This is a genomic window from Streptomyces sp. NPDC001339, from assembly GCF_042895955.1.
Classification (GTDB): domain Bacteria; phylum Actinomycetota; class Actinomycetes; order Streptomycetales; family Streptomycetaceae; genus Streptomyces.
On record NZ_JBIAWT010000003.1, the window covers coordinates 166423 to 193073 of the forward strand.

The 26651-nt window shown below is 70.5% G+C and carries 25 protein-coding genes; 13 read left to right on the plus strand and 12 right to left on the minus strand.

Annotation, left to right across the window (positions count from 1 at the left end; all coding sequences use genetic code 11):
• Nucleotides 1-5 precede the first annotated feature (5 nt).
• The 4 genes from grpE to ACFY12_RS09810 form a co-directional block, all read right to left on the minus strand.
• Nucleotides 6-698, minus strand: coding sequence for a nucleotide exchange factor GrpE (grpE, locus tag ACFY12_RS09795; protein ID WP_390715244.1), 693 nt, complete (start codon nt 696-698; stop codon nt 6-8).
• Nucleotides 695-2581, minus strand: a complete 1887-nt coding sequence (gene dnaK / locus ACFY12_RS09800; protein ID WP_390715245.1) for a molecular chaperone DnaK — start codon at nt 2579-2581, stop codon at nt 695-697. Before dnaK ends, grpE begins: the two co-directional genes overlap by 4 nt.
• A 265-nt stretch (nt 2582-2846) precedes the next feature.
• Nucleotides 2847-3158, minus strand: coding sequence for a hypothetical protein (locus tag ACFY12_RS09805; RefSeq protein WP_390715246.1), 312 nt, complete (start codon nt 3156-3158; stop codon nt 2847-2849).
• Between the two features lie 161 nt (nt 3159-3319).
• Entirely contained in the window at nt 3320-4093 is a 774-nt protein-coding gene (locus tag ACFY12_RS09810; protein WP_390715247.1) for a GNAT family N-acetyltransferase, read from the minus strand.
• A 380-nt stretch (nt 4094-4473) separates the two neighbouring features.
• On the opposite strand from ACFY12_RS09810, the gene ACFY12_RS09815 reads away from it, so the two are divergent.
• The 8 genes from ACFY12_RS09815 to ACFY12_RS09850 all read left to right on the plus strand — a co-directional run bounded on the left by ACFY12_RS09815 (nt 4474) and on the right by ACFY12_RS09850 (nt 14015).
• Nucleotides 4474-4959 carry an Hsp20/alpha crystallin family protein gene (locus ACFY12_RS09815; protein ID WP_390715248.1) on the plus strand — a complete coding sequence of 162 codons (486 nt, stop codon included), beginning with the start codon at nt 4474-4476 and terminating at the stop codon, nt 4957-4959.
• A 201-nt stretch (nt 4960-5160) separates the two neighbouring features.
• Nucleotides 5161-6885 carry a CocE/NonD family hydrolase gene (locus tag ACFY12_RS09820; RefSeq protein ID WP_390715249.1) on the plus strand — a complete coding sequence of 575 codons (1725 nt, stop codon included), beginning with the start codon at nt 5161-5163 and terminating at the stop codon, nt 6883-6885.
• Between the two features lie 75 nt (nt 6886-6960).
• Nucleotides 6961-7581 carry an L-threonylcarbamoyladenylate synthase gene (locus ACFY12_RS09825; RefSeq protein ID WP_390715250.1) on the plus strand — a complete coding sequence of 207 codons (621 nt, stop codon included), beginning with the start codon at nt 6961-6963 and terminating at the stop codon, nt 7579-7581.
• A 34-nt stretch (nt 7582-7615) separates the two neighbouring features.
• On the plus strand, nt 7616-8047 hold the full coding sequence (locus ACFY12_RS09830; protein ID WP_390715251.1) for a TIGR03668 family PPOX class F420-dependent oxidoreductase: 432 nt from the start codon (nt 7616-7618) through the stop codon (nt 8045-8047).
• A gap of 48 nt (nt 8048-8095) precedes the next feature.
• Nucleotides 8096-9277: a macrolide family glycosyltransferase gene (locus ACFY12_RS09835; RefSeq protein WP_390715252.1), complete on the plus strand. Its 1182-nt coding sequence runs from the start codon at nt 8096-8098 to the stop codon at nt 9275-9277.
• A gap of 133 nt (nt 9278-9410) precedes the next feature.
• Nucleotides 9411-10523 carry a M20 family metallopeptidase gene (locus ACFY12_RS09840; RefSeq protein WP_390715692.1) on the plus strand — a complete coding sequence of 371 codons (1113 nt, stop codon included), beginning with the start codon at nt 9411-9413 and terminating at the stop codon, nt 10521-10523.
• Nucleotides 10524-10738: 215 nt separating this feature from the next.
• Nucleotides 10739-11671, plus strand: a complete 933-nt coding sequence (locus ACFY12_RS09845; RefSeq protein ID WP_390715253.1) for a TNT domain-containing protein — start codon at nt 10739-10741, stop codon at nt 11669-11671.
• A 277-nt stretch (nt 11672-11948) separates the two neighbouring features.
• Nucleotides 11949-14015 (plus strand): ABC transporter ATP-binding protein, encoded by a 2067-nt coding sequence (locus tag ACFY12_RS09850; protein ID WP_390715254.1) that lies wholly within the window; start codon nt 11949-11951, stop codon nt 14013-14015.
• Nucleotides 14016-14156: 141 nt separating this feature from the next.
• Here the strand turns inward: ACFY12_RS09850 and ACFY12_RS09855 are convergent, their stop codons facing one another.
• Nucleotides 14157-15584, minus strand: a complete 1428-nt coding sequence (locus tag ACFY12_RS09855) for a PucR family transcriptional regulator (RefSeq protein ID WP_390715255.1) — start codon at nt 15582-15584, stop codon at nt 14157-14159.
• Between the two features lie 191 nt (nt 15585-15775).
• Between ACFY12_RS09855 and ACFY12_RS09860 the strand changes: the two genes are divergently transcribed.
• Nucleotides 15776-17386 carry a hypothetical protein gene (locus tag ACFY12_RS09860; protein ID WP_390715256.1) on the plus strand — a complete coding sequence of 537 codons (1611 nt, stop codon included), beginning with the start codon at nt 15776-15778 and terminating at the stop codon, nt 17384-17386.
• Between the two features lie 167 nt (nt 17387-17553).
• Nucleotides 17554-19275, plus strand: coding sequence for an acyl-CoA dehydrogenase family protein (locus ACFY12_RS09865; RefSeq protein WP_390715257.1), 1722 nt, complete (start codon nt 17554-17556; stop codon nt 19273-19275).
• 45 nt (nt 19276-19320) lie between these two features.
• Here the strand turns inward: ACFY12_RS09865 and ACFY12_RS09870 are convergent, their stop codons facing one another.
• The 5 genes from ACFY12_RS09870 to ACFY12_RS09890 form a co-directional block, all read right to left on the minus strand.
• On the minus strand, nt 19321-20079 hold the full coding sequence (locus ACFY12_RS09870; protein WP_390715258.1) for a TetR/AcrR family transcriptional regulator: 759 nt from the start codon (nt 20077-20079) through the stop codon (nt 19321-19323).
• Nucleotides 20080-20089: 10 nt separating this feature from the next.
• Nucleotides 20090-20704 carry a thiol-disulfide oxidoreductase DCC family protein gene (locus ACFY12_RS09875; RefSeq protein WP_390715259.1) on the minus strand — a complete coding sequence of 205 codons (615 nt, stop codon included), beginning with the start codon at nt 20702-20704 and terminating at the stop codon, nt 20090-20092.
• Nucleotides 20680-21108: a hypothetical protein gene (locus ACFY12_RS09880; protein WP_390715260.1), complete on the minus strand. Its 429-nt coding sequence runs from the start codon at nt 21106-21108 to the stop codon at nt 20680-20682. Before ACFY12_RS09880 ends, ACFY12_RS09875 begins: the two co-directional genes overlap by 25 nt.
• A gap of 218 nt (nt 21109-21326) precedes the next feature.
• On the minus strand, nt 21327-21560 hold the full coding sequence (locus ACFY12_RS09885) for a hypothetical protein (RefSeq protein ID WP_390715261.1): 234 nt from the start codon (nt 21558-21560) through the stop codon (nt 21327-21329).
• A 179-nt stretch (nt 21561-21739) separates the two neighbouring features.
• The gene (locus ACFY12_RS09890; protein WP_390715262.1) at nt 21740-22162 is read right to left on the minus strand and encodes a hypothetical protein; all 423 of its coding nucleotides are present in this window, start codon (nt 22160-22162) and stop codon (nt 21740-21742) included.
• A gap of 510 nt (nt 22163-22672) precedes the next feature.
• On the opposite strand from ACFY12_RS09890, the gene tgmA reads away from it, so the two are divergent.
• Both tgmA and tgmB read left to right on the plus strand, forming a co-directional pair.
• A complete protein-coding gene (gene tgmA, locus ACFY12_RS09895) occupies nt 22673-22864 on the plus strand; it encodes a putative ATP-grasp-modified RiPP (RefSeq protein WP_390715263.1) in 192 nt (63 codons plus the stop codon).
• Between the two features lie 6 nt (nt 22865-22870).
• A complete protein-coding gene (tgmB, locus tag ACFY12_RS09900) occupies nt 22871-23800 on the plus strand; it encodes an ATP-grasp ribosomal peptide maturase (RefSeq protein WP_390715264.1) in 930 nt (309 codons plus the stop codon).
• A 14-nt stretch (nt 23801-23814) separates the two neighbouring features.
• On the opposite strand, the gene ACFY12_RS09905 is transcribed toward tgmB, so the two are convergent.
• Nucleotides 23815-24891: a beta-propeller fold lactonase family protein gene (locus ACFY12_RS09905; RefSeq protein WP_390715265.1), complete on the minus strand. Its 1077-nt coding sequence runs from the start codon at nt 24889-24891 to the stop codon at nt 23815-23817.
• A 219-nt stretch (nt 24892-25110) separates the two neighbouring features.
• On the opposite strand from ACFY12_RS09905, the gene ACFY12_RS09910 reads away from it, so the two are divergent.
• On the plus strand, nt 25111-25482 hold the full coding sequence (locus ACFY12_RS09910) for a hypothetical protein (protein WP_390715266.1): 372 nt from the start codon (nt 25111-25113) through the stop codon (nt 25480-25482).
• Between the two features lie 96 nt (nt 25483-25578).
• Here the strand turns inward: ACFY12_RS09910 and ACFY12_RS09915 are convergent, their stop codons facing one another.
• Nucleotides 25579-26586, minus strand: coding sequence for an RICIN domain-containing protein (locus tag ACFY12_RS09915; protein ID WP_390715693.1), 1008 nt, complete (start codon nt 26584-26586; stop codon nt 25579-25581).
• Nucleotides 26587-26651 lie beyond the last annotated feature (65 nt).

The window sequence follows — 26651 nt, forward strand, 5'->3', positions numbered from 1 at the left end:
TCTCGTCAGGCTCCCGTCGCCTGCGGCTCACCCGTGACGGCCACCTGGGCCGGCCGCAGCAGCCGGTCACCCACCCGGTAGCCCTGGCGGAGGACTTCGGTGCAGGCGGCGCGCCCGGCCCGCTCCACGGGGGTGTAGGTCATCGCCTCGTGGACGTTCGGGTCGAAGGCCTCGCCCACGGTGCCGACGGACTGCAGGCCCAGCGACGTCAACTGGGCTTCCAGCAGCAGCGCGACGCGCCGGAAGCCACCGGTCACCTCGTCGTGTCCGGCCGCCTCGTCGATCGCGTCGAGCACCGGCAGCAACCGCTCCAGCACGTTGACCACGGCGATCTGGCCGACCGCCAGCCGGTCGCGGTGGACCCGCCTGCGGTAGTTGTCGAACTCGGCCTTCAGCCGCTGGAGGTCGGCGGTGCGCTCGCGGAGGGCGGCCGTCAGCCGCGCCGCCTCGTCGGATCCCGGCCGTATGGCGTCCCCGGCCCTCGTGGGAGCGCCGGCGGAGGGGGAGGAGGTGCGGCCGGGGCGAGTGCCGGAGGGGGCGCCGGGGTGGGCGCCTGAGGGGGCGCCGGTGTGCCGTCCCGCCGCCTCTCCGGGGGCGGCGCCGCGCGGGCGGTGCGGGCCGGGGCCGTCCTCCGGCCGGTGCCCGACGAGCGCCAGCGGAGGGCGGGGGAGGCCGCCGACATCGGTCGGGCGGTTCATCGTCCGCTCCCTTCCTGCTTGTCGTCGTCGACGATTTCGGCGTCCACCACATCGTCCTCGGCCTTGGCCTGCGCACCGGACGGGCCGCCCTCGCCGCCGCCACCGGCGGTCTGCGCGGCCTGGGTGTCGGCGTACATGGCCTGGCCGAGCTTCTGGGAGACGGCCGCGAGCTTCTCGCTGGCGGTGCGGATCTCGGCGGTGTTGTCGCCGTCGGGGGACGTGGCCTTGAGCTTCTCCTTCAGCTCACCGACCGCGGTCTCGACCTCGGTTCTGATGTCGCCGGGGACCTTGTCCTCGTTGTCCTTGAGGAACTTCTCGGTCTGGTAGACGAGCTGCTCGCCCTGGTTGCGGGTCTCCGCGGACTCCCGCCTGCGGCGGTCCTCCTCGGCGTGGCGCTCGGCGTCGCGGACCATCTGGTCGATGTCGTCCTTGGGGAGCGAGGAGCCGCCGGTGACGGTCATCTTCTGCTCCTTGCCCGTGCCCAGGTCCTTGGCCGTGACGTGCATGATGCCGTTGGCGTCGATGTCGAAGGAGACCTCGATCTGCGGGACACCGCGGGGTGCCGGCGGCAGACCGGTCAGCTGGAACATCCCGAGCTTCTTGTTGTACGCCGCGATCTCCCGCTCACCCTGGAAGACCTGGATCTGCACGGACGGCTGGTTGTCCTCGGCGGTGGTGAAGATCTCCGAGCGCTTGGTCGGGATGGTCGTGTTCCGCTCGATCAGCTTGGTCATGATGCCGCCCTTGGTCTCGATGCCGAGGGACAGCGGGGTGACGTCCAGCAGGAGGACGTCCTTGACCTCGCCCTTGAGGACACCGGCCTGGAGGGTGGCGCCGATGGCGACGACCTCGTCCGGGTTGACGCCCTTGTGCGGGTCCTTCCCGGTCAGCTCCTTGACCAGGTGGGTCACCGCCGGCATCCGGGTCGAGCCGCCGACCAGGATCACATGGTTGATGTCGGCGACCTTGATCCCCGCGTCGTCGACCGCGTTGTGGAAGGGCGTCTTGCACCGTTCCAGCAGGTCGGCGGTCATCTGCTCGAACTGGGACCGGGTGAGCTTCTCGTCCAGGTGCAGCGGCCCCTCGGCCGAGGCGCTCAGGTACGGCAGGTTGATCGAGGTCTCGGTGGCGGCCGACAGCTCGATCTTCGCCTTCTCGGCGGCCTCCCGCAGCCGCTGGGTGGCCATCTTGTCCTGGGACAGGTCGATCCCGTACGCGTTCTTGAACTGCCTGGTCAGGTGATCGACGATCCGCTGGTCCCAGTCGTCCCCGCCCAGGTGGGTGTCGCCGTTGGTGGCCTTCACCTCGACCACGCCCTCGCCGATCTCCAGCAGGGAGACGTCGAAGGTGCCGCCGCCGAGGTCGAAGACGAGGATCGTCTGGTCGTTCTCCTTGTCGAGTCCGTACGCCAGCGCCGCGGCGGTCGGCTCGTTGACGATCCGCAGGACCTTCAGCCCCGCGATCTCACCGGCCTCCTTGGTCGCGGTGCGCTGGGAGTCGTTGAAGTACGCCGGAACGGTGACGACGGCATCCGTCACGTCCTCACCCAGATAGTCCTCGGCGTCCCGCTTGAGCTTCTGCAGCACCCGCGCGGAGATCTCCTGCGCGGTGTACCGCTTGCCGTCGATGTCGCCGGTCTCCGGGAAGCGCCACGCGGGGTCCCCCATGTGCCGCTTGACCGAGCGCACGGTGCGATCGACGTTCGTCACGGCCTGCCGCTTCGCGATCTCGCCGACCAGTACCTCGCCGCTCTTGGCGAAGCCGACCACCGAGGGGGTGGTCCGGGCACCCTCGGCATTGGTGATGACGGTGGGCTCACCGCCCTCCAGGACACTGACCACCGAATTCGTCGTTCCGAGGTCGATGCCGACTGCTCGTGCCATGGTCTTCTCCTCGTCACCGCTCTCCCGGCCTCCACCCGCAGGCCCTCTCACCTGCTGATATGGAGACCAAGCCGGCTACATCAACTGGATAGGCCGTGCCTGGACACCTGTCAAGATGTCCTCATTCACGGCAAATATCCCGCGATTGTTTGGCTACGAAACGTCACCGCCCGCCGGTGTGCACGGGGCGCCCGCACAACCGCCTGGCGACCGGTCGGAGAGTCTCTCCGCCGGTCGCCAGGGCGAGGTGGCTGGTGGATCGTGATCAGTAGAGCAAGTGGAGCAGCGAGAAGACCAGGCGGAGGATGCCGAGACCGCCCCGGTGCTTTCCCTGGTGATGACCGCGGTGCCCGTGATGGCCGTGGTGACCGCGGCGGTGGCCGCCGTTGTTGCCGCCGCTGACCTTCACCGACGCCGACACCGATGAATGTCCGGGCGTCGGCCGGTGCTCGGCGGGAGCGGCCGCGGCGGTCCCGGGAGCGGCCGAGGCGGTCCCGGCTCCGGCCAGGACACCGCCGCCGGCCAGAAGAACGGCGGCGGTGCCCATCGCGGCGCGCTGCATCAAGCGATTTCGCATCAGAATCCTCCTTTGCGCCGGGGCAGCCCGTGCTGCCCTCCGTTCAGAGGTATCCCGCCGCCGGGCAGACCGCGCGCCGCATGGTCCGGCCGGGTGAATCCACCGCCGGGGGGTGCCGCGCAGGGCAGCGGCCGGGGGCCGTCAGATGCGGGTGGGGGCCGTCAGATGCCGACCGGGCAGGCGCTGACGCGCGCGGCCACGCAAGGATCCTCGTTGCGGTATCCGAGGCGCGTGTAGAGCCGTTCGGCGGGGGTGTTGTCGGCGAGCTGCCACAGGGTGCAGAACCCATGGCGGCGTACCGCGTACCGGGTGAGCCAGGAGGTCAGCGCCGCGCCGAGACCCTGCCCGCGCTGGTCGGCGTCCGTCGCCACGGACGCCATCAGCGGCGCGCCGCTGTCCCGCAGGCTGCTCAGGGCACCGCAGGCCACCAGCCGGCCGTCCGTGTCCCGGATGCCGGCCCAGAGGCTGACGTCGGAGGATCCGGGGCCGGTGGAGTGGGCCGGGCTGTGCTGTTCGAGGAAGGAGAGCAGCTCACCGTGGCTGGCCTCGCCGAGCCCGACGACACGCTCCTCCGCCTGGTGGACGGGCGGTTCCTCCAGCGTCCAGCGGAAGACCCACTCCACGACGTCCGTCACGGCCAGATGGCGGCCGACCAGGGTGTCGGTGCCGCGCGGTGCGGTGAACTCTCGTACATCATCCGGGAGTTGGTGTGCGGCCCGGAGGATGAGGCCGGCGGTGGCGGCGGGTGTGCCGACGCTCCACACATGCCCGCGGGGCTGGTCGAGCCAGGCGACGGCGCCGTCGCCGGACCAGCTGATCCGGCCCGTCGGGCGGTGCCGCGCGGCCCCGAAGCGCAGCAGGGCGGAACCTGTCTGCCGTTCCAGGCCCTGATGGAACAGGTCGGCGGTCCGGGGAACTGGAGTCGTTGCCTGCATGGCTCTCTGCGCAAGGACGTAGGGGGTGGGGGACAGGACGCCCGGGCGCGCGGGACGTGCGACCGGAACCGGCGGTGTGAGGGATGTGAAGGAAGAAGGGCCCGGCAGCGGCTGCGCACGGGGGGCGCACGCCCGGCTGCGCGGACGGCTCACTGTCGCACACCGCCCCCGGGCCGGGGCAAATCGGCGACGGGGATCCGCGCACACGGCACGTTTCCGCAGCTGAGGAAGTGGATGGCAGGGCGGGTGGAGGGCCGGCCGCAGGGGCGGGCATCCGAGGTGCCCACCCTCTTCCGCCGCCGGGTCGCCGCGTGGGCCGACGCTGGCCAGCATGGAAGGAGCAGAACCGTTCTGCTGCCCGTACGGGGAGGTGAAGCGTGATGACGCTGCCCATACGACACCGGTCCGGTAGTCCGCTGGAGCGAGGGTTCCCCTGGCCCGAGTCGATGGCGGCCGAGTTCGAGAACCTGTTCGACCGGATGAACCGGTTCATGGAGTCGGCTTCGATCACACCGTCCTTCATGCCGTCCTTGACCGGGGCGACGTCCTGGGCCCCGCCGGCCGACATCCACGAGACGGACGAGGCGTACCACGTCGAGTGCGATCTGCCCGGCATGCGGCGCGAAGACATCGACGTCCAGGTCGGCGAGCACGATCTGTGCATCTCGGGAGAGCTCAAGGCATGCGAACGAGAAGGCGTGCTGCGCCGCCGCGGCCGTCCCACCGGGCGATTCGAGTACCGGGCCCTGCTGCCCACGGATGTGAGGGCCGAGGAGGTCACCGCGGCGCTCAACGACGGGGTCCTCACGGTGACGATCCCCAAGGCGCAGGTCGCCAAGCCGCGCCATATCGAAATCCAGGGCTGAACGGTCCGGACTCCGGGCCGGGCGGCCTGAGTTGGGGGGCGACCGGTCCGGGGTCCGGCTCGAGAGGGAGGATGTCGTACCCGCGGGTAATTTTTGGCTGATCATGCTCTCACCAGGGTCGAAGGTGCGCCCGTACGCTCCCAACCACCGCACGAGACGAGTGCCGCTGTGGCACCGCGGTCAGATCCCGATGGAGCATCGATGGCGCGACCCCGCCGTATCGCCGGCCGTCAGCACGGCCGGCGCCGGACGACAACTGCCGTTCTTGTCACGGCACTTGCCCTCAGCGGCACCCTCATCACCCCACCCGCGTCAGCGGCCGCCCACCCCGGATCCGCGGTCACCTCTGCTGCCACCCACACCTCCGCCGCGGCCGCGCACACCGCGTCCTCGTTCCGCCTGGCCGACATCACCATGAAGGACGGCACCGTCCTCAAGGCGAATGTCTTCACCCCCGCGCCCGGCACGCCCGGCGCCGATCGCAATGGCCGCTACCCCCTGATCGTGCAGCCGGCCAGCTGGGGGCAGAACGACCTGGAGTACATAGCCCAGGGCAAGCGGCTGGCCGCCGACGGCTATATCGCCGTGACCTACACCGTGCGCGGATTCTGGCTCTCCGGGGGCGAGGTCGACGTCGCCGGGTCCAAGGACGTGTCGGACATCTCCGCGGTGATCGACTGGGCGCTCGCCCACACCCCGGCCGACCGGCAGCGCATCGGCATGATCGGGCTCTCCCTGGGCGGCGGCCTCACCCTGCTGGGCGCCGCCTTCGACCCCCGGATCAAGGCGGTCGCCTCGCTGAGCGGCTGGGGAGACCTGGTCGACGCGCTCTACAGCGGGCAGACCCGGCACGTCCAGGCGGCCGCCCTGCTCGACCTCGTCCAGACACCCACCGGCCGCAAGAGCCCGGAGTTCAAGCGGGCACTGGAGGACCTCTTCGCCGACCGCGACATCCCCGACGTCGTCGCATGGGCACGCACCAGGTCGCCGGCCACCTACGTGGACCGGATCAACGCCCACGGTACGGCCGTCTACATGTCCAACAACTGGGGCGACAGCATCTTCAACCCCAGCCAGATGACATCCTTCTACCAGCGGCTGACCGTGCCCAAGCGGTTCGAGCTGCGCCCCGGAGACCATGCCACCCAGGAGCTGACCGGCTTTCTGGGGCTGGACAACCCCGTCTGGGCGGGTGCCCACCGCTGGCTCGACCGCCACCTCAAGGGCGTCGGCCGCGGCAAGGGGGCGGCCGGCACAGCCGGCACGGCAGGTGCGGAGAAGCCCGTGCAGCTGGACGTCCGGCCGAGCCGCACGCTGGAGAGCTACCCGGACTGGCGCTCGGTCAGTTCCCGTACCGCTCACCTGCGTCTGGGCGGCCCGGACTCCTGGGGCACCGGTGCGCTCGGCGGAACGGCCGCGACCGACTGGCGGAAGCAGGTCGCCGGCGGGACGAATTCCGGCGCGGACGGCGGTGTGGCCGAACTGGCCGGGGGGCTCGACCAGCTCATCGGCCTGCCGCCGACCGTACTCGTCCCCCTGCTGCCCCGTAAGTCCGCGGCGGTCTGGCAGTCGGAGCGGTATGCCGACGCGCAGCACATCCGCGGCGCCGCACGGCTGCACACCACCGTCACGGCATCCGCACCCCAGGGCACCGCGTTCGCCTACCTCTACGACGTGAACTCCCTGGGGGTGGGGAAGCTGATCTCGCACGCCCCGCAGAGCTGGACCGGCAAGCAGCCCGGCCGCGCCTTCCCGCTCGACGTCTCGCTCTTCACCACCGCGTACGATCTGCCCGCCGGGCACCGGCTGGCGCTGGTCGTGGACACCAAGGACCCGATGTACGGAGGCCGTACCCCGAAGGGGAGCAGCGTGTCGTTCGGCTCCACCGCGGCCGACCCGGCCGAGCTGACGGTGCCGCTGCGCTGACCGGCCGGAGCCTGTCTCTCCGGTTTCCGGTCTCCGGTCCACGGAGATCGGAGAGACAGCCCCTAGACTCGGCGGATGGCGAAGTACTTCGACGTTCACCCGGAAAATCCTCAGCGGCGCACCATCAGCACGGTGGCCGACAGCATCCGCTCCGGCGCGCTCGTGGCGTATCCGACGGACTCCTGTTTCGCACTGGGATGCCGGCTGGGCAGCCGCGAGGGCATCGAGCGGATCCGGTCGATCCGGAACCTCGACGACCGTCATCACTTCACCCTCGTGTGCCAGAACTTCGCCCAGCTGGGACAGTTCGTGCACATCGACAACGATGTGTTCCGCGCGGTCAAGGCGGCGACGCCCGGCAGCTACACCTTCATCCTCCCCGCCACGAAGGAGGTGCCGCGCAAGTTGCTGCATGCGAAGAAGAAGACGGTGGGAGTCCGGATCCCGGACCATGTCGTCGCCCAGGCCCTGCTCGCCGAGCTCGATGAGCCGCTCCTGTCCAGCACCCTGCTCCTGCCCGACGAGGACGAGCCGCTGACGCAGGGCTGGGAGATCAAGGAGCGGCTCGACCACGTCGTGGACGCCGTACTCGACTCGGGCGACTGCGGCACCGATCCGACCACGGTCATCGACTTCTCCGGCGGCGAAGCCGAGATCGTACGCCGCGGCGCGGGTGACACCGCACGGTTCGAGTAGCCGCGCGGAGGAGCGGGGGAGCGGAGGAGCCGTTGTGCCGAGGATGACGAGCGGGCAGGCCCGGGAGCGCTTCGCCCGGGCCCGGATCGCCCGCCTCGCGACCACGGACGCCACCGGTCACCCGCACCTGGTCCCCGTGGTGTTCGCCCTCACCGGGGACACCGTGGTCTTCGCCGTGGACCACAAGCCGAAACGGTCGCATCAGCTGAAGAGGCTGGCCAACATCCTTGCCCACCCCGGGGTTTGCCTCCTCGTCGACGACTACGCCGAGGACTGGGACCGCCTGTGGTGGGCGCGCGGCGACGGCACGGCCGGCGTGCTGCCGCCGGCCGACCGGTCACCGGTGTCCGCGCGCTACGTGGATCTGCTGGTGGAGAAGTACCGGCAGCAGTACGCCGCCCGTCCACCGGACGGACCCGTGGTGGAGGTCGCGGTGACCCGCTGGTCCGGCTGGCGCGCCATCTGACGGCGGGCGCCTCTCGGGTGAAAACCCCGGCTCGGTAGGATGTGCGATATGTCGAAACACCTGTTATTCGTGGCACTTGCCGGCCACGGACACGTCAACCCGACACTGCCGCTGGTCGAGGAACTCGTCCGGCGAGGCCACCGAGTGGACTACGCCACCAGCGCGGAACACTCCGAAGCGGTCATCGGAGCCGGCGCGCGCTGGGTGGAGCTGGAGCTCCCGGACACGATGGCGCGGACGTCACCACCACGCGAATTCAGCTCCGCGGACCTCGCCGACTTCATGCGCCTCATGTTCGACGCCACCCGTCAGGTACACCCGACGCTGTACGAGTACTGCGTCGAGGAGTCGCCGGACGCCATCGTCTACGACACCATGAACTGGTCGGCCCGGGTCGTCGCCCAGCAACTGGACATACCCGCCGTCCGGTGTGTCCCCAACCTCGCCTCGAACGAAGAGTATTCGCTGTTCGCAGCCTTCATGAGCGACGAGAGCGATGAGAATCTCCTGACCGACACGCTCGCCGACGCCTGTGCGGAGTTCTCCGCCGAAAACGGTGTCGAGCTCGCCCCGTCGACCCTCATGGATATGACCGAGAAACTCAACCTCGTGTTCATACCAAGGGAGTTCCAGATAGCGGGGGACACCTTCGACGACAGCTTCCACTTCGTCGGCCCCTCTTTGGGCAGCCGGGAGCACGCGGAGTCCTGGTCGCCCGCCGACCCCGAAGCACCCGTGCTGTACATCTCGCTGGGAACGGTCTTCAACGACCGGCCGGAGTTCTACCGCGACTGCCTCGAGGCCTTCCGCGACGGGCCGTATCAGGTGGCCATGACCGTGGGCGATGTGGACCTCGCCGATCTGGGCGAGATACCACCCAACTTCGATGTCCGGCCGCGGTTCCCGCAGCCCGCCGTACTGCGCCATGCCGACGCCTTCGTCTCTCACGCCGGCATGAACTCCACGATGGAGGCGCTGTATTACGGGGTCGCTCTGGTCACCGTCCCGCAGATGCCCGAACAGGCCGCCAACGCCGGCCAGGTGCAGACGCTGGGGCTCGGCGAGCAACTGGACACGGCGACGGTGACCGCCGAGTCGCTGCGTGCCGCGGTCGCCCGCGTCACCGACGACGCCACGGTACGCACCAACCTCGACCGGATGCGCAAGGTCGTCAGGGAGAGCGGCGGAGTCGCCCGCGGTGCGGACGTGATCGAGGAGTACCTCGGCTGAGCCGAGTCCGGCCCGCCTCCTCGCCGGGGGACGGACGTGGGGGCGGGCCGGGCCGCTTCGCTGCGCGGCATGGCGTTCCACGTACTCTTGCGCCGTGACGACGCGCGAGGATGACGAGGACAAGGCCGTGACGATGCGCAAGACCGCCGATGTGGTCGATGCGGTCGATGTGAGTGTCGACGCGATGCTCGAGGACCTCAGGACGCTCGTCGAGGTCGAGTCTCCTTCGCGCGATCTCGATGCCTTGACGGCGTCGGCCCGTGCTGTCGCCGCGGTCATCGAGAACCGGCTCGGCGGGCGGGCCGTCCTCATGGAGAGTGAGGGCGGCCCGCACGTCCACTGGTCAGCCGGTGGCGATCCCCGCGTACTGATCCTCGGCCACCATGACACGGTGTTCCCGCTCGGCACCCTTGCGCGCCGTCCGTTCAGGGCCGAGGACGGGCATGCGACCGGGCCCGGGGTCTTCGACATGCTCGGCGGTCTGGTGCAGGCCGTCCATGGCCTGGCGACGCTCGATGACCGGTCGGGCGTGGAGATCCTGGTGACCGCCGACGAAGAGGTCGGCTCCCGCTCCTCGCGCGCGCTCCTCGAGGAACGAGCCCTTGCCTGCGGTGCCGTGCTGGTGGTCGAGGGCGCTGCCGACGGCGGAGCGGTGAAGACCGGCCGTAAGGGCTGTGGCACGTTCCGGGTTTCCGTCGCGGGCCGGGCGTCGCACGCCGGTCTCGAGCCCGCGGCCGGGGTCAACGCCCTGATCGAAGCGGCACACCAGGTACTGGATATCGCGGCGCTCGGCCGGCCCGATATCGGCACCACGGTGACCCCGACCGTCGCGGCCGCGGGAACCCTGGACAACGTCGTGCCCGCGGAGGCCACCGTCATCGTCGACGTCCGGGTCGAGTCGGCCGACGAGCAGCAACGCATCGAGTCCGCGTTCGCCGCGCTGGCTCCGCATCTCGACGGGGCGGAGATCGCGGTTCAGGGAGCCGTCAGCCGGCCCCCGATGCCCGAGTCGGCGTCGGCCGAACTCTTCGCGGAGGCACGGCGACTGCTTCCCGGCCTGGAAGGCAGGGCGGTCGGCGGCGGGAGCGACGGGAACTTCACGGCCGCGCTGGGGGTGCCGACGCTCGACGGGCTCGGAGCGGTCGGCGGCGGTGCCCACGCCGACCACGAGTACGTGGTGATCGAAGCCATGGCCGAGCGGGCGCACCTCATCGCCGGACTGGTGAACGCGGTGCGGAAGGCATAGCGGAACGCACCGGCCGGTGACCGCGTAAGGTCGCCGCCCACGGCCGCCGTCTTCCGGTTACCGCGTACGGCCGCCGTCTGCCGGGAAGCCGACCCGGACAGTTGGATCGTCACTGGTCGTCACTGGCGTGAAACCTCCCTCCGCCGTTCAACAGGTTGTTAGGTTCCCGGCATTGATGCCGGGGCCAGTGGGGCCTCGGTTGTTGAGGAGGACCAATGAGGGTTTCCACCGTCCTGGCGACGGCCGTATGCGGCGCACTGCTCGGTGGCGCGGCTCCGACGGGCACGGCCCAGGCGGCACCGGGGCGGCAGCAGACGACGGCGCCCACGCAGTGCCTGGACCCCTACCTGTCCGGGAACTGGGACCTGGGCCCGAAGCAGTTGCCGGGCACCGGGCCGGTGGCCCCGCTGGTCAAGGGCTACGACCGCATCAAGGGAGCCACGACGGCCAAGGAATTCTTCGCCAAGTGGAAGAAGGACAACTGGGATTGGGCGTATCCCGGGAATGATGGATTCGACGGAATTCCCCGCACGGTGACCCTGAAGCCGGGGACGATTCTGGACCGCTTCGGATCTCCGAAGGGCAGTTTCCTGTCACCTGTCGCGAACCAGAATCCCGACCTCTATCAGGCGCGGTCCATACCCCCGTCCAACCTGCACACGTACCCGAACGATGTCGAGTGCAATTACCACCGCTACCGGGTGAACAAGGAGTTCACCGTGCAGCAGGGCCGCATAGCGGCGTGGTTCGGTCAAGCCGGTGGCGGAACGCAGGTCAAGCTCGGCGGGGAGACCAAAGTCGCGGACCTGCTGAACAGCAAGTCGCTTGAGGAGATAACCCTCGGCGGCCCCGCCGCTCCCCGTCACGCCGCTCCCCGTCCCTCCGCCCTGGCCGCCCGTCCCGTCACCGTCACGGACCGCGCCACCGCCCGCGCCGAACTCCGCCGGGCCGGAGTCCCCGACGACTCCTACCGCATCGACGGCCTGCACGAGCCCGGCGTCCAGGCGACCGAGTACTACCGCCTCCGCAAGGCCGCCGGCCAGTGGGTACTCACCTTCACCGAGCGCGGCAGGACCACCCTGGCCGGCCGCTACGCCGACGAATCCCGGGCCGTCCAGCGTCTGTTCAAGGAACTCTCGGAGAGCTGACGGGTCCTGCGGGGGCGGGGCAGGGGCGGGACAGGGGGGAGCGGGGCGTCGGCCTGATGCTCGGCTCTCGATCGTGTCGGCGATTGTCTGACGGCTGACCTGCGGTGGGCCAGGCCTTTTGTGGTGCGGAATGCCATGTTCCTGCGTAGCGGGCATACCATCGGGAAATGCTCGATTGACCCGTGCGGCGTCCAACGCCCTTTCCGCTCCGACGCGTTCGGCATCGTCCGTTGAAAGGCCTGTTGCCGGACGGCCTGTTGCTGTCCGTTGCTGTCCGATGTGGTCCGTTTGTGGTCCGGTGCGGTCCGGGGGCAGCCCCGGCCCCTGGCAGTCCCGGCCCCCGGCAGTCCCCCTGGCAGCCCCGCCCCCTGGTACTCGACCGTTCCGAGGAGCGCCCTTGTCCACCACCGCAGACGCAACCTCGCCCACCTCGCCCGCAGACGCACCCTCGCCCGCGGATGCCGCCCCGCGCGCGTCCGCCGCTCCACCCGCGGGCCCGTCCTCCCGTTCCACCTGGCGGCTGCTCCTCGGCTACGTACGACCGCACCGCCGGACCCTGCTGGCCGGAGCCCTGCTGTCGCTGGTCACCGGGGCGACCGGTCTCGCCCTGCCGCTGGTGGCCAGTGCGCTCATCGACGGCCTCTCCCATGACAGATCCGTCGCCGGGCCGCTGCTGGGGATGTCCGCACTGGTCATCGCCAACGCCGCGCTCGGCGCGCTGGGCGCGTACGTGCTCCAGCGCACCGCCGAGTCCGTCGTGCTCGGAGCGCGGCGCGCCCTGGCGTCGTATCTGCTGCGGCTGCGCATCACCGCGCTGGACCGCAGCGAGCCCGGCGACCTGATGGCGCGGATCACCTCCGACACCACCCTCCTGAGCGAGGTCACCACCGACTCACTGGTCGGCCTCGGCACCGGCGGGCTCACGCTCGTCGCGACGCTGGTGATGATGGGCCTGGTCGATCCGGTGCTGCTCCTCGTCACCGTCGGTGTCATCGTGGGCGCGGGCATGGTGATCGGCATGATCGTGCCCCGTATCACCAAGGCCGCCCGGCACGCCCAGGAGGCGGTCGGGGCGATGGGCGCCTCACTGGAGCGCACCCTCGGCGCGCTGCGTACGGTCAAGGCTTCCGGCGCCGAGCACCGCGAGGAGCAGACCCTCCACAGCGCTGCCGCGGATTCCTGGCGGCAGAGCGTACGGGCCGCCAAGTGGTCGGCGCTGGCCGGGAACACGGCCGGGCTGTCGATGCAGATCGCCTTCATCACGGTGCTCGCGGTGGGCGGTGCCCGGGTCGCGACGGGCGCCATCGACATCGGCACGCTGGTCGCCTTCCTCCTCTACGTCTTCTACCTCATGTCGCCGATCCAGCAGGTCGTCACCGCCATCACCCAGTACCAGACCGGGGCGGCCGCACTGGCCCGCATTCAGGAAGCGCTGCGGCTGCCCGCCGAGCCGCCGACGGAGCCCGTCCCGCTGCCCGAGCCGGCCGCCGAACCCGCCGCGCTCGCCTTCGACGACGTCTGCTTCCGCTATGGCGACGACCTCCCGCACGTCCATCACGGAGTGAGCTTCACCGTCCCCGCCTGCGGTATGACGGCCTTCGTCGGCCCGTCCGGCGCGGGCAAGACCACCCTCTTCGCCCTCATCGAGCGGTTCTACGACCCGACTTCGGGGCGCATCACACTCGATGGCCGCGACCTCGCCGACTGGGACATATCCCTCCTCCGCTCGGCCATCGGCTACGTCGAACAGGACGCCCCCGTCCTGTCGGGCACCCTGCGCGACAACCTCCTGCTCGGCAACCCGGACGCCGATGCCACCGAACTGCGCCGCGTACTGAAGACCACCCGCCTCGACGGGCTCGTCGCCCGCCTTCCCGAGGGCCTGGACACCCTCGTCGGCCATCGCGGTACCAAGCTTTCCGGTGGCGAACGTCAGCGGGTCGCCATCGCCCGCGCCCTGCTGCGCCGCCCGCGCCTGCTCCTGCTGGACGAGGCCACCAGCCAGCTCGACGCCGTCAATGAAGCGGCCCTGCGCGAGACCGTCGCCGACGTCGCCCGCACCACCACCGTCCTCGTCGTCGCCCACCGGCTGTCCACGGTCACCATGGCCGACCGCATCGTCGTCATGGAGGCGGGCCGGGTGCGAGCCGTCGGCACGCACCAGGAACTCGTGGCCGCCGACCCGCTCTATGCCGAGCTGGCGGCCACCCAGTTCCTCGCCACCGCGGACTCGGCCCCCGTCTCGTCCCCCGTCTCGTCCCCCGACTCGGCTCCCGACGCGGCCCCCGACTCGGCTCCCGTCTCGGCCGGTGGAGCGGGTGCGGGACCGGGGGCACCCGTATGAGCGCGGCCCGGGGTGCGCTCGGGGGGGGCCGAGGGGTCCGAGGGGCACGCGTCCGGTATGCCGCCGTCATGACCGGGCAGACTCCCGCACCCGATGACACCAACGGCCGGCGGCGGGGGCTATGAGGGACAGCGCGGCACCTCAGCTCGTCGCCGGGCTGTCGTCGTGCACCTGGCGGTGCGTCAGCGCCCACCAGATCTCCGCGAGGTCGGCCGGGTCGCGCAGGCTGGTGCCGGTGATCTCCTCGAAGCGGCGGAGCCGGTTGCGCAGCGTGTTGGGGTGCACATACAGGGTCCGCGCGGCAGCCTCCAGGCGCAGCCCCTGCCGTAGGTAGGCGGCCGCCGCCTCTTCCAACTGTGCGCCGTCCTCGCCCCGTTCGGCCAGCGGCGCCAGGCGCAGCCGTACCAGCTGTTCACCGACGGCCGGCATCGCCACGACCGTGGCCCGCAGCCCCAGTTCCTCATGGGTGAACGCTCCGACGAGCCCGCAGCCGACGGCGGCGCGGAGCGCCAGGGTGGCCCGGGCGAACTCCGCGGCGATTCCCGACGCGGGCGCGGGGGCGCCCAGCCCCACGACCAGTCCGCGGCACAGTCCGCCCGGGCGGCCGGCCAGCAGCCCGGCCGCGTCCCCGTCCACGATCGTGACCAGGGGCTTCCCCGCGGCATCCAGGGCGAGCCAGGGGCGCAGCAGATCGACGGCCCGGGCGAGGACGCCCTCGCCGGAACCACGAACTCCCTCGCCGGAACCACGAACGCCTTCGCCGGCACCACCAACGCCGTCACCGGCACCACGAACGCCGTCACCGGAGTGGACGGCGGTGCCGGGCAACCGGGCGCGGAAGGGGATCCGGAGGGCGGTGCTCCAGTCGTACCCGCCGTACGCCGCCACGGCCTCCGGCCCCCTGCCGTCCGCTCCTGTACCTTTACCCTCCGCTCCCATGTCATTTGTCCCTACACAGCCCGTTTTCATGGCATGAGCCTCGCCGAGCAGCAGCGCGCGGACCAGCGCGGTCCGCCGGTGGTACGCCACCGTTCCGGCCCGGGGGCCGGAGTGGGAACTACGGACGATGTGCAGGGTGTTGGTGTCGACCCAGACGCGGAGCGCCTCGGCGATCGGCAGCAGGTCCTCGGCCGTACCGTGCCGGGCCGCCATCTCCTCGCCGAAGCGCCGCCAGGCGAGGTCCGTACCGATCCGGTACGCGGAGATGATGTCCTCGACGGGCAGGGAGCGGGCCAGGGCCGTCACCTCGTCGAGGTGTCCGGCCGGTATGGCGTACGTCCGGCCGCCGCCCTGTCCGGATCCCGTCGGCGGCCGGCCTCCCCCGCCGGGGCCGCATGGCGCCCGGTGTCCCCCTTGCGCCCGGTGCCCCCCTTGCGCCCGGTGCACCCGTTGCACCAGGGACAGCCCGTTCCGCAGGGACGCCGTCACCCGCGGCCGGAGCTCTTCGGCCGATACCGCTGCGTAGGAGGGGAGTTGGGCCCGGAGAGCGCGGACGATCTCGTCGGAGAGGGTGTCGATTCCGGCGTGCAACGCGGTGACGGCCTCCCGCACTGTTGTGGAAGTCTCCACCCATCCCCTCCCGACTCGGTGTCTTTCCCCATGGCGAAAGCGATCATTCGTCGCCATGCTACGAGCAAGCCGACCGAACCCCTACAGATGTTCGATCCTGGACGACTCTTCCGCGGTCGCCAGGAACCATCCGTGGCCCGGTACCCGGCCCCGCAGTTCTCTGGATCACCCCCACACCCGCAAGGAATTTCATGGCCGTTCCCTGGCGCCGTATCGCGGTGCCCGCCGCCGCAGTCGGCGTACTCGTCCCCGCCGCCCTCGGCACCCATGCCCTGCTCTCGGACTCCGGCAATTCGGGCGGAACTCCCGCCGGGATACGGGCCACCGGGTCCGCCGACCCGGACAGCGCGCCGGACGACGGCACGAGCGCCGCCAACCCCGAGGGTGCCGTCGCTGCCAAGCCCTCCACCGCCCCCGCCGGTTCCAGCCGTTCGGTTCCCGTCCGGCTCTCGTCGTACGACGCCCGTAACAAGCGGGCGGTGCTGAAGCCGGCCGACGGCAAATCCGTACGCAAGGGCGATGTCATCGCCGCCGCGCCCAACCGGCACGCCCCGTCGGGTGCGCTGTTCAAGGTGGGTGAGGTCACCGGGTCCCAGGGCGGCGAGGTCCGGGTGACCACGGTCCCCGCAACGCTCCCTGAGCTGCTGGGCGACCAGAAGGTGGACCAGAAGGCGGCGCTCCGGGCCGGTGAACTCACCGTCAGGCCGCTCTCTTCCGGTGTCACCGTGCAGCAGCCGCCCGCCGGGGGCGGCCAGGACGACGGCGCCCCGACCGCGCCGTCGGACAGCGCGAGTCCGTCGTCCGACGGCGCGAGCCCGTCGCCCGGCGACACCGGCGGATCCGATGCCGGAACCGCCACCGGCGGTAAGGGGGAGAGCACGCCGCCCGCGGGTTCACCCAGCCCGTCGCCCTCCGCCTCCGGTACGGCGCACGGCCAGCTCACCCGCTCCGGCGCCCGCGCGGCGCACACCTCCTCGCTCGCCTCGTCGCGCACCGGCGCGCTGTCGCCCGTCGCGGCGAAGGCCAGGGCGAAGGCGCCCGCCGGCCTGCGGCTCGGGGTCAACGTGCCGCTGCCGAAGGGTGTGGAGGCGACCGGTAAGTCGCCGGCCCGGCTGTCCGGCGAGGTGACGTTCCGGCCCGAGCTGATCTTCCAGTACCAGAAGCGCGGCGGCCTGAACCTGCTGCCGGAGCGCGCGTCCATCGGCCTCGGCGGCTCCTACGGTTACGCCTGGCAGGTGCACGGCAAGGTGCGAGGTACGGCGGACACCGGGGAGACCGCGGTGCCGCTGGCGGCGGTCACCGGACGGCACGTCTTCTGGGTGGGCCCCGTCCCGGTCGTGGTCAGCACGGAGGTCACCTTCACCTACCGCTTCACCGCCGACGGCAGTATCGAGCTCGACGCGGACCAGCGCACCTCCGGTTCGTTCGCCGTCGGTGCGAACTACGACCGCGCGCACGGGTGGCAGCCGCTGCACAAGGCGCAGCAGCAGACCAAGGGTGCCGCACCCCGGGTGGCGGGCGCGGCCACCGCGACCGCCCGCGTCGGGGCGCGCGCCCAGGTGTTCCTCTACGACACCGCGGGTGTCGGCGGCGATCTCTCCGTCCACCTCACCGGACGGGCCGCGGCGGCCACCGGGGGCGGTGCCCCGGCGTGGGCGCTGAGCGCGGGCTACGACCTGAAGACCGAGCTGATGCTGCAACTGAAGATCTTCGGCATCGAGATCGTGGACCTCAGGACCACCCCCTTCGCCCTGCACGACGAGCGCAAGCTCTTCGGCAGCGGAAAGCTGCCGCCTGTCTGACCCTGTGGTGCTCCGCCTGTCTGACGCTGCGGTGCTCCGCCTGTCCGATCCCGCGGTGCTCCGTCCGCCCGGGTGAGCCGTGTCTCACCCGGGCGGTGCCGCTTGTCTGTGCAACAAGTTGCATAGAAGGATCAGGGGCAACCCTCGAGCCGGAAAGGCGCACACCCATGGCGGACCCGCTGCTGTTCCACCCGCACACCTACGACCCGGCGCACTTCGACCCCGAGACCCGCAGGCTGCTGCGCGCCACCGTCGACTGGTTCGAGAACCGCGGCAAGCGCCGGCTCATCGAGGACTACCGCTCCCGCGCCTGGCTGGCGGACTTCCTCGCGTTCGCCGCCGAAGAAGGACTGTTCGCCACCTTCCTCACCCCGTCCGCCGCCGCCGAGGGGCAGCCGGACAAACGCTGGGACACCGCCCGGATCGCCGCCCTCAACGAGATATTCGGCTTCTACGGACTCGACTACTGGTACGCCTGGCAGGTCACCATCCTCGGCCTCGGCCCGGTCTGGCAGAGCGACAACGCCACCGCCCGGGCCCGCGCCGCCGAACTCCTCTCCCAGGGCGAGGTGTTCGCCTTCGGTCTGTCCGAGAAGGCCCACGGCGCCGACATCTACTCCACCGACATGCTCTTGGAGCCCGACGGCAACGGCGGCTTCCGGGCCGGCGGTTCCAAGTACTACATCGGCAACGGCAACGCGGCCGGGCTCGTGTCCGTCTTCGGCCGCCGCACCGACGTCGAGGGCCCGGACGGCTATGTCTTCTTCGCCGCCGACAGCCGCCACGAGGCGTACCACCTGGTGAAGAACGTCGTGGACTCCTCCAAGTACGTCAGCGAGTTCCGTCTGGAGAACTACCCGGTCGCGGCCGACGACATCCTGCACACCGGTCGCGCCGCCTTCGACGCCGCCCTGAACACCGTCAACGTCGGCAAGTTCAACCTCTGCACCGGCGCGATCGGCATCTGCGAGCACGCGATGTACGAGGCCGTCACCCACGCGCAGAACCGCATCCTCTACGGCCGCCCGGTCACCGCCTTCCCGCACGTACGCCGCGAGCTGACCGACGCCTATGTCCGCCTCGTCGGGATGAAGCTCTTCAGCGACCGAGCCGTCGACTACTTCCGCTCCGCCGGCCCCGACGACCGCCGCTACCTCCTCTTCAACCCGATGACGAAGATGAAGGTGACCACCGAGGGCGAGAAGGTCATCGACCTGATGTGGGACGTCATCGCCGCCAAGGGCTTCGAGAAGGACACCTACTTCGCCCAGGCCGCCACCGAGATCCGGGGCCTGCCGAAGCTGGAGGGCACGGTCCACGTCAACCTCGCCCTGATCCTCAAGTTCATGGGCAACCACCTGCTGAACCCGGCCGAGTACCCGCCCGTCCCCACCCGCCTCGACGCGGCCGACGACGCGTTCCTCTTCCGGCAGGGACCGGCCCGTGGCCTGGGTTCCGTACGCTTCCACGACTGGCGCACCGCCTACGACGCCTACGCCGCGGTGCCCAACGTCGCCCGCTTCCGCGAACAGGCCGACGCCCTGTGCGAGTTCGTCACCACCGCGGCCCCGGACGAGAAGCAGAGCCGCGACCTCGATCTGCTCCTCGCCGTCGGCCAGCTGTTCGCGCTCGTCGTCCACGGCCAGCTGATCCTGGAACAGGCGCGGCTGACCGGACTGGACCAGGACATCCTCGACGAGCTCTTCGCCGTCCTCGTCCGCGACTTCTCCGCACACGCCGTCGAACTGCACGGCAAGGACTCCGCCACCCCGGAGCAGCAGACGTGGGCACTGAACGCGGTCCGCCGCCCGGTGGCCGACGAGGCCCGCTCGGCGCGCGTCTGGGAGCGGGTGGAGGCCCTGGCCGGCTCCTACGAGATGGCGCCGTGATCACGCGCTCAGGAGCACCGGCGGACGGGAGCGTGACGACAGGCCCTAGGACCGCTTCCGCTCGGTGCGGGCGGGCTTGGGGCCCGACGCGGCCATGCCTGCCGCCGTGGGCATGAAGTCGCCGACCAGCTCGTTCAGCTCCCGTACGAGCGGACGCAGCAGCCGGAACCGGGTGAGGGCGATCGCCCGTGCGACGATCGGGGAGACGCGCTCGGCGAGGCGGCGGGTGTTCGCGGAATCGGGCGTGCGGTCGTAGACCCAGAAGAGGACGAGGCCCATCTGGGTCAGCCACATCAGCCGGGGCAGCGGTTCGGTGAGTCCCGGGTCGGCCTTCGTGGTCGACCCGGCCAGCACCTGCCGGTGTATGTCGATCGCGGCTTCCCGGGGGCCGACGGAGTCGGGGGAGAAGGGGCTGAGCGGGCTCTCGGGGTCGGCGGCGTTCTTGAAGAACTGCGCCGCGAACTCGTGGTACGGCTGGGCGGTGTCCACCCAGGCGAGAAGGACCCCGCGCAGCCGCGCCGCGAGGTCCTTCTCCGTGGCCAGCACCTCCACGACGGCTGCCTGGTGCTCCTCGGCGATCCGGTCGTAGAACCCCTGGATCAGGTGCTCCTTGGAACCGAAGTAGTAGTACGCATTGCCGACCGAGACACCGGCTTCCTTGGCGACGGCCCGCATCGTGGTCTTGTCGTAACCACGCTCCTGGAAGAGGCGCAGCGCCGTCTCCATGATCAGGGTCCGGGTCTGCTCGCTCTTCGGGGCGCCCTTCACGGGGCTCGGGGTCGCCGCCTTCTCCGCCTTTTCCATGGCTGCGAGCCTAATCGGGGACGGCGCAGCCATCGGCACAGGCATCCGGTCCGGCGGTCGGCGCGGACGCCGGCGGGGCGGTTGGTGGGGCGGTCGTCCAGCCGTGTACGGGGTCGTACACCCAGCCGCCGTTCGGGCCGTCGGCCCGTAGGCCCCAGGGCGGGGCGGGCGCGGCCGGAGAGGGCCGCCACACGGACGGAACGGGGGTCCGCTCGGCCGCCTCGCGGTACTTGGCGGCCGCCAGTACGGCCGCCTTCGCGAGCGGGGCGCCCGAGGAGGAGCTGAACCGGTGGGACATCGGCCGGTACCCGGCCAGGGACCACAGGCACACCACCCACGCCGCCGCCCCCGTGTAGACCTGCCCGGCGTCCCCGACCACGGTGATCTCGCGCAGCGTCGCCGCGTGGTCGAGTGCCGGGAAGCGCCGCTGCGCCTCCCCGGAGCCGGCCGGGACGGGATCCAGGGGTACGAGCTGTGGCTGCCGTACGAGCCAGTTCCGCACGAAGGTGCACAGCGGGCAGTCGGCGTCGTACAGCACTGTCAGCCGGCGGACCGGGACCGGGGCCCGCAGGCCCCGGTCGTCGAGGGCGGTCAACGCGCTCACGCCCCCGCGCTCGGTGCGCATGCCTCGCCGCCCGGCTTCGTCCAGCCCGTCGGCGCGACGGGCGGCACCTGCTCACGCTCCATCAGCCCACGGCGCCGGATCTTGTTCAGGACGTAGACGTTGCCGAGGTGCAGCACGCCGAGGACCAGCAGGACGACACCGAGCTTCACCGACAGGGTCTCGACCAGTCCCCGGGCGTCGTCCACCGCGTCGGCGGAGCGCAGATACAGCGTGACGAAGCCGAGGTTGACGAGGTAGAAGCCGACCACCAGCAGGTGGTTGACGGCGTCGGCGAGCTTCTCGTTCCCATGCAGCACATCGGAGAGGAAGATCCGCCCGGCGCGGCTGAGCGTCCGCGCGACCCACACGGTGAGACCGATGCTGATGAGCAGGTAGACGACGTACGCGACGACAGTGAGGTCCATTTCCCCACCCCTTCTTGAACGTGTTCAAAAACCTCGTACGCCAAGGACTGTAGACCTGCTTTTGAACATGTTCAACTCTGGGCGGGCGGGGCCGGGCAGGGCAGAGCCGGGTCGGGCCGTGAGCGGCGGGCTGGGAGGGATGGAGCGTGATGACGTGACGCCGTAAACGGCCGCCACCGCCCCCGTTGGAGCTCTACGGGGGCGGTGGCGGACCGGGATCACGCGTGGTCGACGAGTTGCGCATGCCCCTTCTGGCGTGCGCAGTGGGCGCAGCAGAAGAACTGCCCGTCCGACTGGAGGCCATGGCCCAGGATGCGGCAGTTACAGTTCTCGCACACCGGGGCCATCTTCTGGGCGGCACATTCCAGGCTGTCGAAGATGTGCGCGGAACCGGCCGCGCGTACCTCGAACGCCATCTCGTAGTCGTTGCCGCATACTTCGCACACCGCCATGGACGAACACTCCTTGCCCTTGCTTCTCGCGAGCCGTTCCGGAACACGATGAGCCTGAGCCGAGCGTTTTGGCGGTGCAAGGCAACTGGCGGCGTCGGCTCGCCCGATCACTCGCCTGGTCCTGGCGCACGAATGCCGCCGGGTACTCCCGGCGGCATTCGTACGGGCGCGTCTGCGGACTACAGGACGGAGACGGCCTCCTGGTGGGCGTAGCTGAACCCCTCCTCGTCGAAGTAGAAGACGGTGACCTTCACCTGGTCGCCCTTGTCGAAGTGCGAGCCGACGGCCGGGCGTAGGGTGATCTGCGTCTTGTGGTCGGTGTAGTCGCAGACGAGTTGGGCGTTCTTGATGGTGCCCGCGGCGACCGACTCCTCGTGCCCGGACACCGTGGTGGCGTTGGCGACCAGCTGGTGGTTCATGCCGGTGTCGCAGGAGTACGTCACGTTCGCCCGGAGGCCCGTTGTGCTGAGCGAGACCTTGCCGAGGGTCAGCAGGTTGGCCTTGGCGGCCGCCGACGGCGCGGTGACCAGCGCTCCCGCGCCGACCAGGGCCGTGACGGCGGCGATTCCGGCGAGGCGGTGCCGCAGACGCGGAGTGTTCATCGAGTCTTCCTTCCCCCTGTGCTGCCACCTTGGTCCGGTACCGCGGAGGATGCTCCGTTTTGTGCGGTGACGGTGACAGTTGCTCGTGTTGGAGGCTGATCCTACGTGTATGACCGCCGCGGTTAACGGATGGCCGGGGCGCCTGCGGCAGTGGCACCATCGGTTCCGGCCATGTCGTACCAGGTGCCGGTTCCGGAGCGCCGGGGAGGAGCGCGCGCCCGCAGGTACGCGCTCCCCGGTGGGCGCCGACAAGCGCCGATAAGCCTGCTGTGCGCCCTATCGCCGCGTAATGGCGGGGGAATACGCGGCGTAGTGCTGTTCTCACGCTCAAGTGGCATGCGCTCGTCCGGAAAACGTTCTGGCGTTGGATCCGTCAAGCGATTCGCGAGAAACGATCAAAAGCAGCAACTATTGACCGAACAGTTGCGTCATCTGTGCAAAGTTGTTTGACGAAATACCCGTCCCTGACCGCGGTATGGGGACAGACCACGGGGCCTTGAAGGAGAAGGTATGCGACCGTTTGCGTTGAGCTACGCCCGCCCGGCGGTGAAGCCGGTGGCCGCCACGCCGTACACCTACGACGCCGCGCGGCAACTCAACGTCCTGCCCGACGGCCGACCGGCCACCAGCAGCCGGGCGGTTCTGCTGGCCACCGGCACCACCGCCTCCACCGCCGGTTCCAAGACCCACTTCGACGACTGAACGTCGATGACCGTCCTGGTCCTCACCTGTGAGGAAGACCTGACCGCGGACATGGTCATCGCGATCCTGCAGGACCGCGGAGTCCCGGTCGTCCGCCTCGACCCCGCCGACCTCCCCGGAAGGGTGAGCCTCTCGGCGGACTACGTCGGCGGCGGCTTCCAGGGCTACTTCAGAGCGGACGAACGCATGGTGAGCCTGAGCGGGCTGCGGTCGGTTTGGGTACGCCGGCCCGGCACACCGGGTACCCGCGCGGAAGACCGGTCGGCCTGGCTCACCGCGGAGTCCGAGCAGGCGCTGTACGGCATGCTCACCGCCACCCGGGCCCGCTGGATGAACCACCCCGCGGCCGCCGGACAGGCCCGCTACAAGCCCTGGCAGCTCCACATCGCCCAGCGGAGCGGCTTCGCCGTGCCCGCCACGCTGATCACCTCATTCCCCGCGGTGGCCCGCCGGTTCGCCGCCACGTACCAGGACCTCGTGGTCAAGTCCGTCTCCGGGAAGCATCCCGGCGACCCTCCCATGGTGCTGCCCACCACCCGTATCAGCCCCGACGCCGACTTCTCCGCGGTCGCGTTCGCCCCGACCCTGCTCCAGCAGCACGTCCGCAAGCAGGCCGACATCCGGCTGACCAGCGTCGGCGGCCGGCTCTTCGCGGCCCGTAAGGAGGCCGACCCCGACGAGGTGGACAGTCGCTTCACGGAGAACGCCTCCTGGAAGCCCGCCGAGGTTCCCGACCTCGTCCGCCGCTCGGTGGCCGCCTACCTGGATACCGCCCAACTCGCCTACGGAGCCTTCGACTTCGCCGAGGACCACGACGGGGTCTGGTGGTTCCTCGAATGCAACCAAGGCGGCCAGTTCGGCTTCATCCAGCTCGATACCGACCAGCCCATCGCCCAGGCCATCGCCGCCTGGCTGGCGGCGGACCCGCTCACCTGAGAGGCATCACCCGCTCAGCGCGGGGTGATGGCGATTCCTTCGGGCTCGTGCCCGGTCGGCAGGGTGGCGCGGACCTGCTGGGTGAAGGGGTCGATCACCGATACGGTGTCGGACTTCTCGTTGGTCACCCACACCCGCCGGCCGTCAGGGGTGACGGCGACACCTTGTGGCTGCACGCCGACCGGCACATGGCCGACGATATGGCGGGCGGGGATATCGATGATCAGCAGGCAGTCCCGGGCCGTATCGGCGACATAGAGGCGTTTGCCGTCGGGGCTGACCGCGTTTCCCAGCGGCGCCCGGCCGGCAGGCAGGTTGGCCACCACCTTGTTGGTGTGGGTGTCGATGACCGACACCGTGCCGGAACCCGTATTCGAGACGAACACCTGCTTGCCGGAGGGCAGCGCGCTGATCCCGCTGGGGAAGTCGCCCACCGGGATGTTCTGGGTCGCGTGCGAGGTCGGGTCGAGCACGGTCACCGCGCCGCCGCCGTTGTCGGTCACGTACGCGTGTCCGTCCGGCACCGTGGCGATGCTGTGCGGCAGCGGTCCCACGGGCACGGTGGCGATCACTTTGTGATCCGCGACCTTGATGATCGAAACCGTGTCCGAGCCGAAGTTGGTCACCAGCACTTTCTGGCCGTCCCGGGTCGGCACTGCCGCGAAGGGCCGACGCTGGACCGGCACGGTGGCCTTGGTCATCCGGGTGGCGGTGTTGACGAAGGAGACGGAGTTGGACCGGCTGTTGGCGACGTAGGCCGCATCGCCGTCCGGAGCCGCTCCCACCCCGGTGGGGCTGTGGCCCACATGGGTGTCGCCGAGCTGGCGTTCCAGACGGGTGTCATAGGCCGAGACGGTCGACGATCCGCTGTTGGCCACGTAGGCGCTGACGCGCACGGGATAGCGGCCCGGGGCCCGGGGTGCGGGGTCCGGCGGGGCGACGCCGCCCCCGGCCAGTACGCAGGACAGCAACAGGACGGTGGCTGAGCTCCAGCACACGCGGCGGCCGCGGCGGGACAAGGGGGATCTGCTCGTACGGTGCCGGCCCGGCACCTCGCCGTGCGCGGAACTTGCCGGGGGGAATGGGCGCATGGCTCTCCTGGGTCGGTAGTGCTCGTGACGAATCCACAAGACCAGGCATCGGGCGATCCCGCAGGTGCACTACCGGCAGCCGGCCCTCGCATATGCCCCTGGAGAGTGAACCGTCCCGGTCGGCCGAGGCCTGAGGGGAACGTATGGGCGAATCCCTCTGTGCGGGAATTACGGGGAATCAGGGGGAACCACGGGGGAACGAGGAAGGGAAGCGGGCCGGTGGCACGATTGAAGGTCGACGCGGGTGATCTGGTGGTGGGTCTCGCGTGGTGGGAGAGGATCGTCGCCAGGCCTGGCTGTGCGCGGGTGCCCCTGGCGGCGGTGGAGCGGGTGACCGTCCAGCCGGACTGGTGGCGAGCCCTGCGTGGGGTTCCCGTCCGGGGGCGCGCGCTGGTGGTTCCGGGCGCGCTGTGTCTGGGAGTGTGGCGGCACGGCGGCGGTCGGGACCTGAACGCCCTTCGCCCGCGCCGGGCGTCGCCGTCGGTCGTCGTGGAGCTCCGTGCCGCCTCGCCGTACGCGCGTATCGCCGTCTCCTCCCCACAGGCCGCGCAGACCGCGTCTGCCATCGGCGAGGCCCTTCACCACCGGTGAGGCGGGACCCCGCTCGGTACGGGCTCTGGTGGGATCGTGAGGGCCCGGTCGGCGAGGGCCGACCGGGCCCGGAGCGTCGGAGGAGCGGCGACGCGTCTACTTGTCGCAGCCGGTGAAGGTGTCGCTGGTCTGCGCCATGTAGATGCTCGCTCCGCCGTCGCCGGACTTCAGCGGGACGGTGATGGTGTCCTGCGCGGTCCACGGGAAGCCGTTGGCATCGAACGTCCACTCACCGGAGACCTTGGTGGCCAGCTCCGACAGGGCCACCCACCCGTACTGCTTCGGCGGGACCGTCACCACAAGGGAGTTCCCGAGATCCTTCTGGAGGTTCATGCTGACCGAACCGGTCACGGTGTGGGCGACGGTGGCCTGGAAGGGGACGAGCTCTCCGCCGCCGCCCTGCAGGGAGGTCTGCAGCTGGAAGCCGAGCTCGGTGGTCCAGCCGGTGGTGGTGTTCAGCGGGAACGTCCACGGCACGGGCTCGGTGGTGCCGTTGTACCAGACCGGGGAGATGCACTGCTTCGGCAGCGGGGCGGCCGGCGTCTGCGAGGCCTTCGACCAGGAGCAGGTGGAGGTGTCCTTCGCGCAGCGGAACGCCGCGTAGTCGACGGCGAGGGCGAACGCCGCGTCGGAGGCGGCCTGCGTGGGCAGGGTCCACTGCTGGGGACGGGTGTTGTTGCAGCCGTACGTCTGGGTCCAGGCGTCGTTGTAGGTGGCGCCGAGGACGACGTCGAGGCACTTGTTGCTTCCGGCGTTACGGACCATGAACGCGTTCGCCTTGGCGCCGTTCCCGGGGACGGGCTGGAAGTACCACTTCTTGCTTCCGGTTCCGTCGCACGGCTGCTGCCGCAGCGGCAGCCCGGCGGTGACGCACTTGCCGGTCGCGGTGTTCACCAGGTTGAAGGAGCCGTCGCTGCCTACGGGGTTGATATGCCAGTTCTGCTTGTAGCCCGGCGCGGAGTTGGTGACGACGATGGCCCCGGAGTCCGGGTTGCCGTTCTGGACGTCGAGGGAGCGGCCGTTGTTGACGTTGGTCAGGGTGACCTGGGCCAGGTCGCCTGTGCCCGGCGCCTTCTCCGCGGCTGCTGCCGGTGTGGCGGTCAGGAGGTCCCCGGCCGGCTGCGGCTGTCCGGCGCCGGCCGGGGACCTCCAGGTCGCAGTGCGAGGTC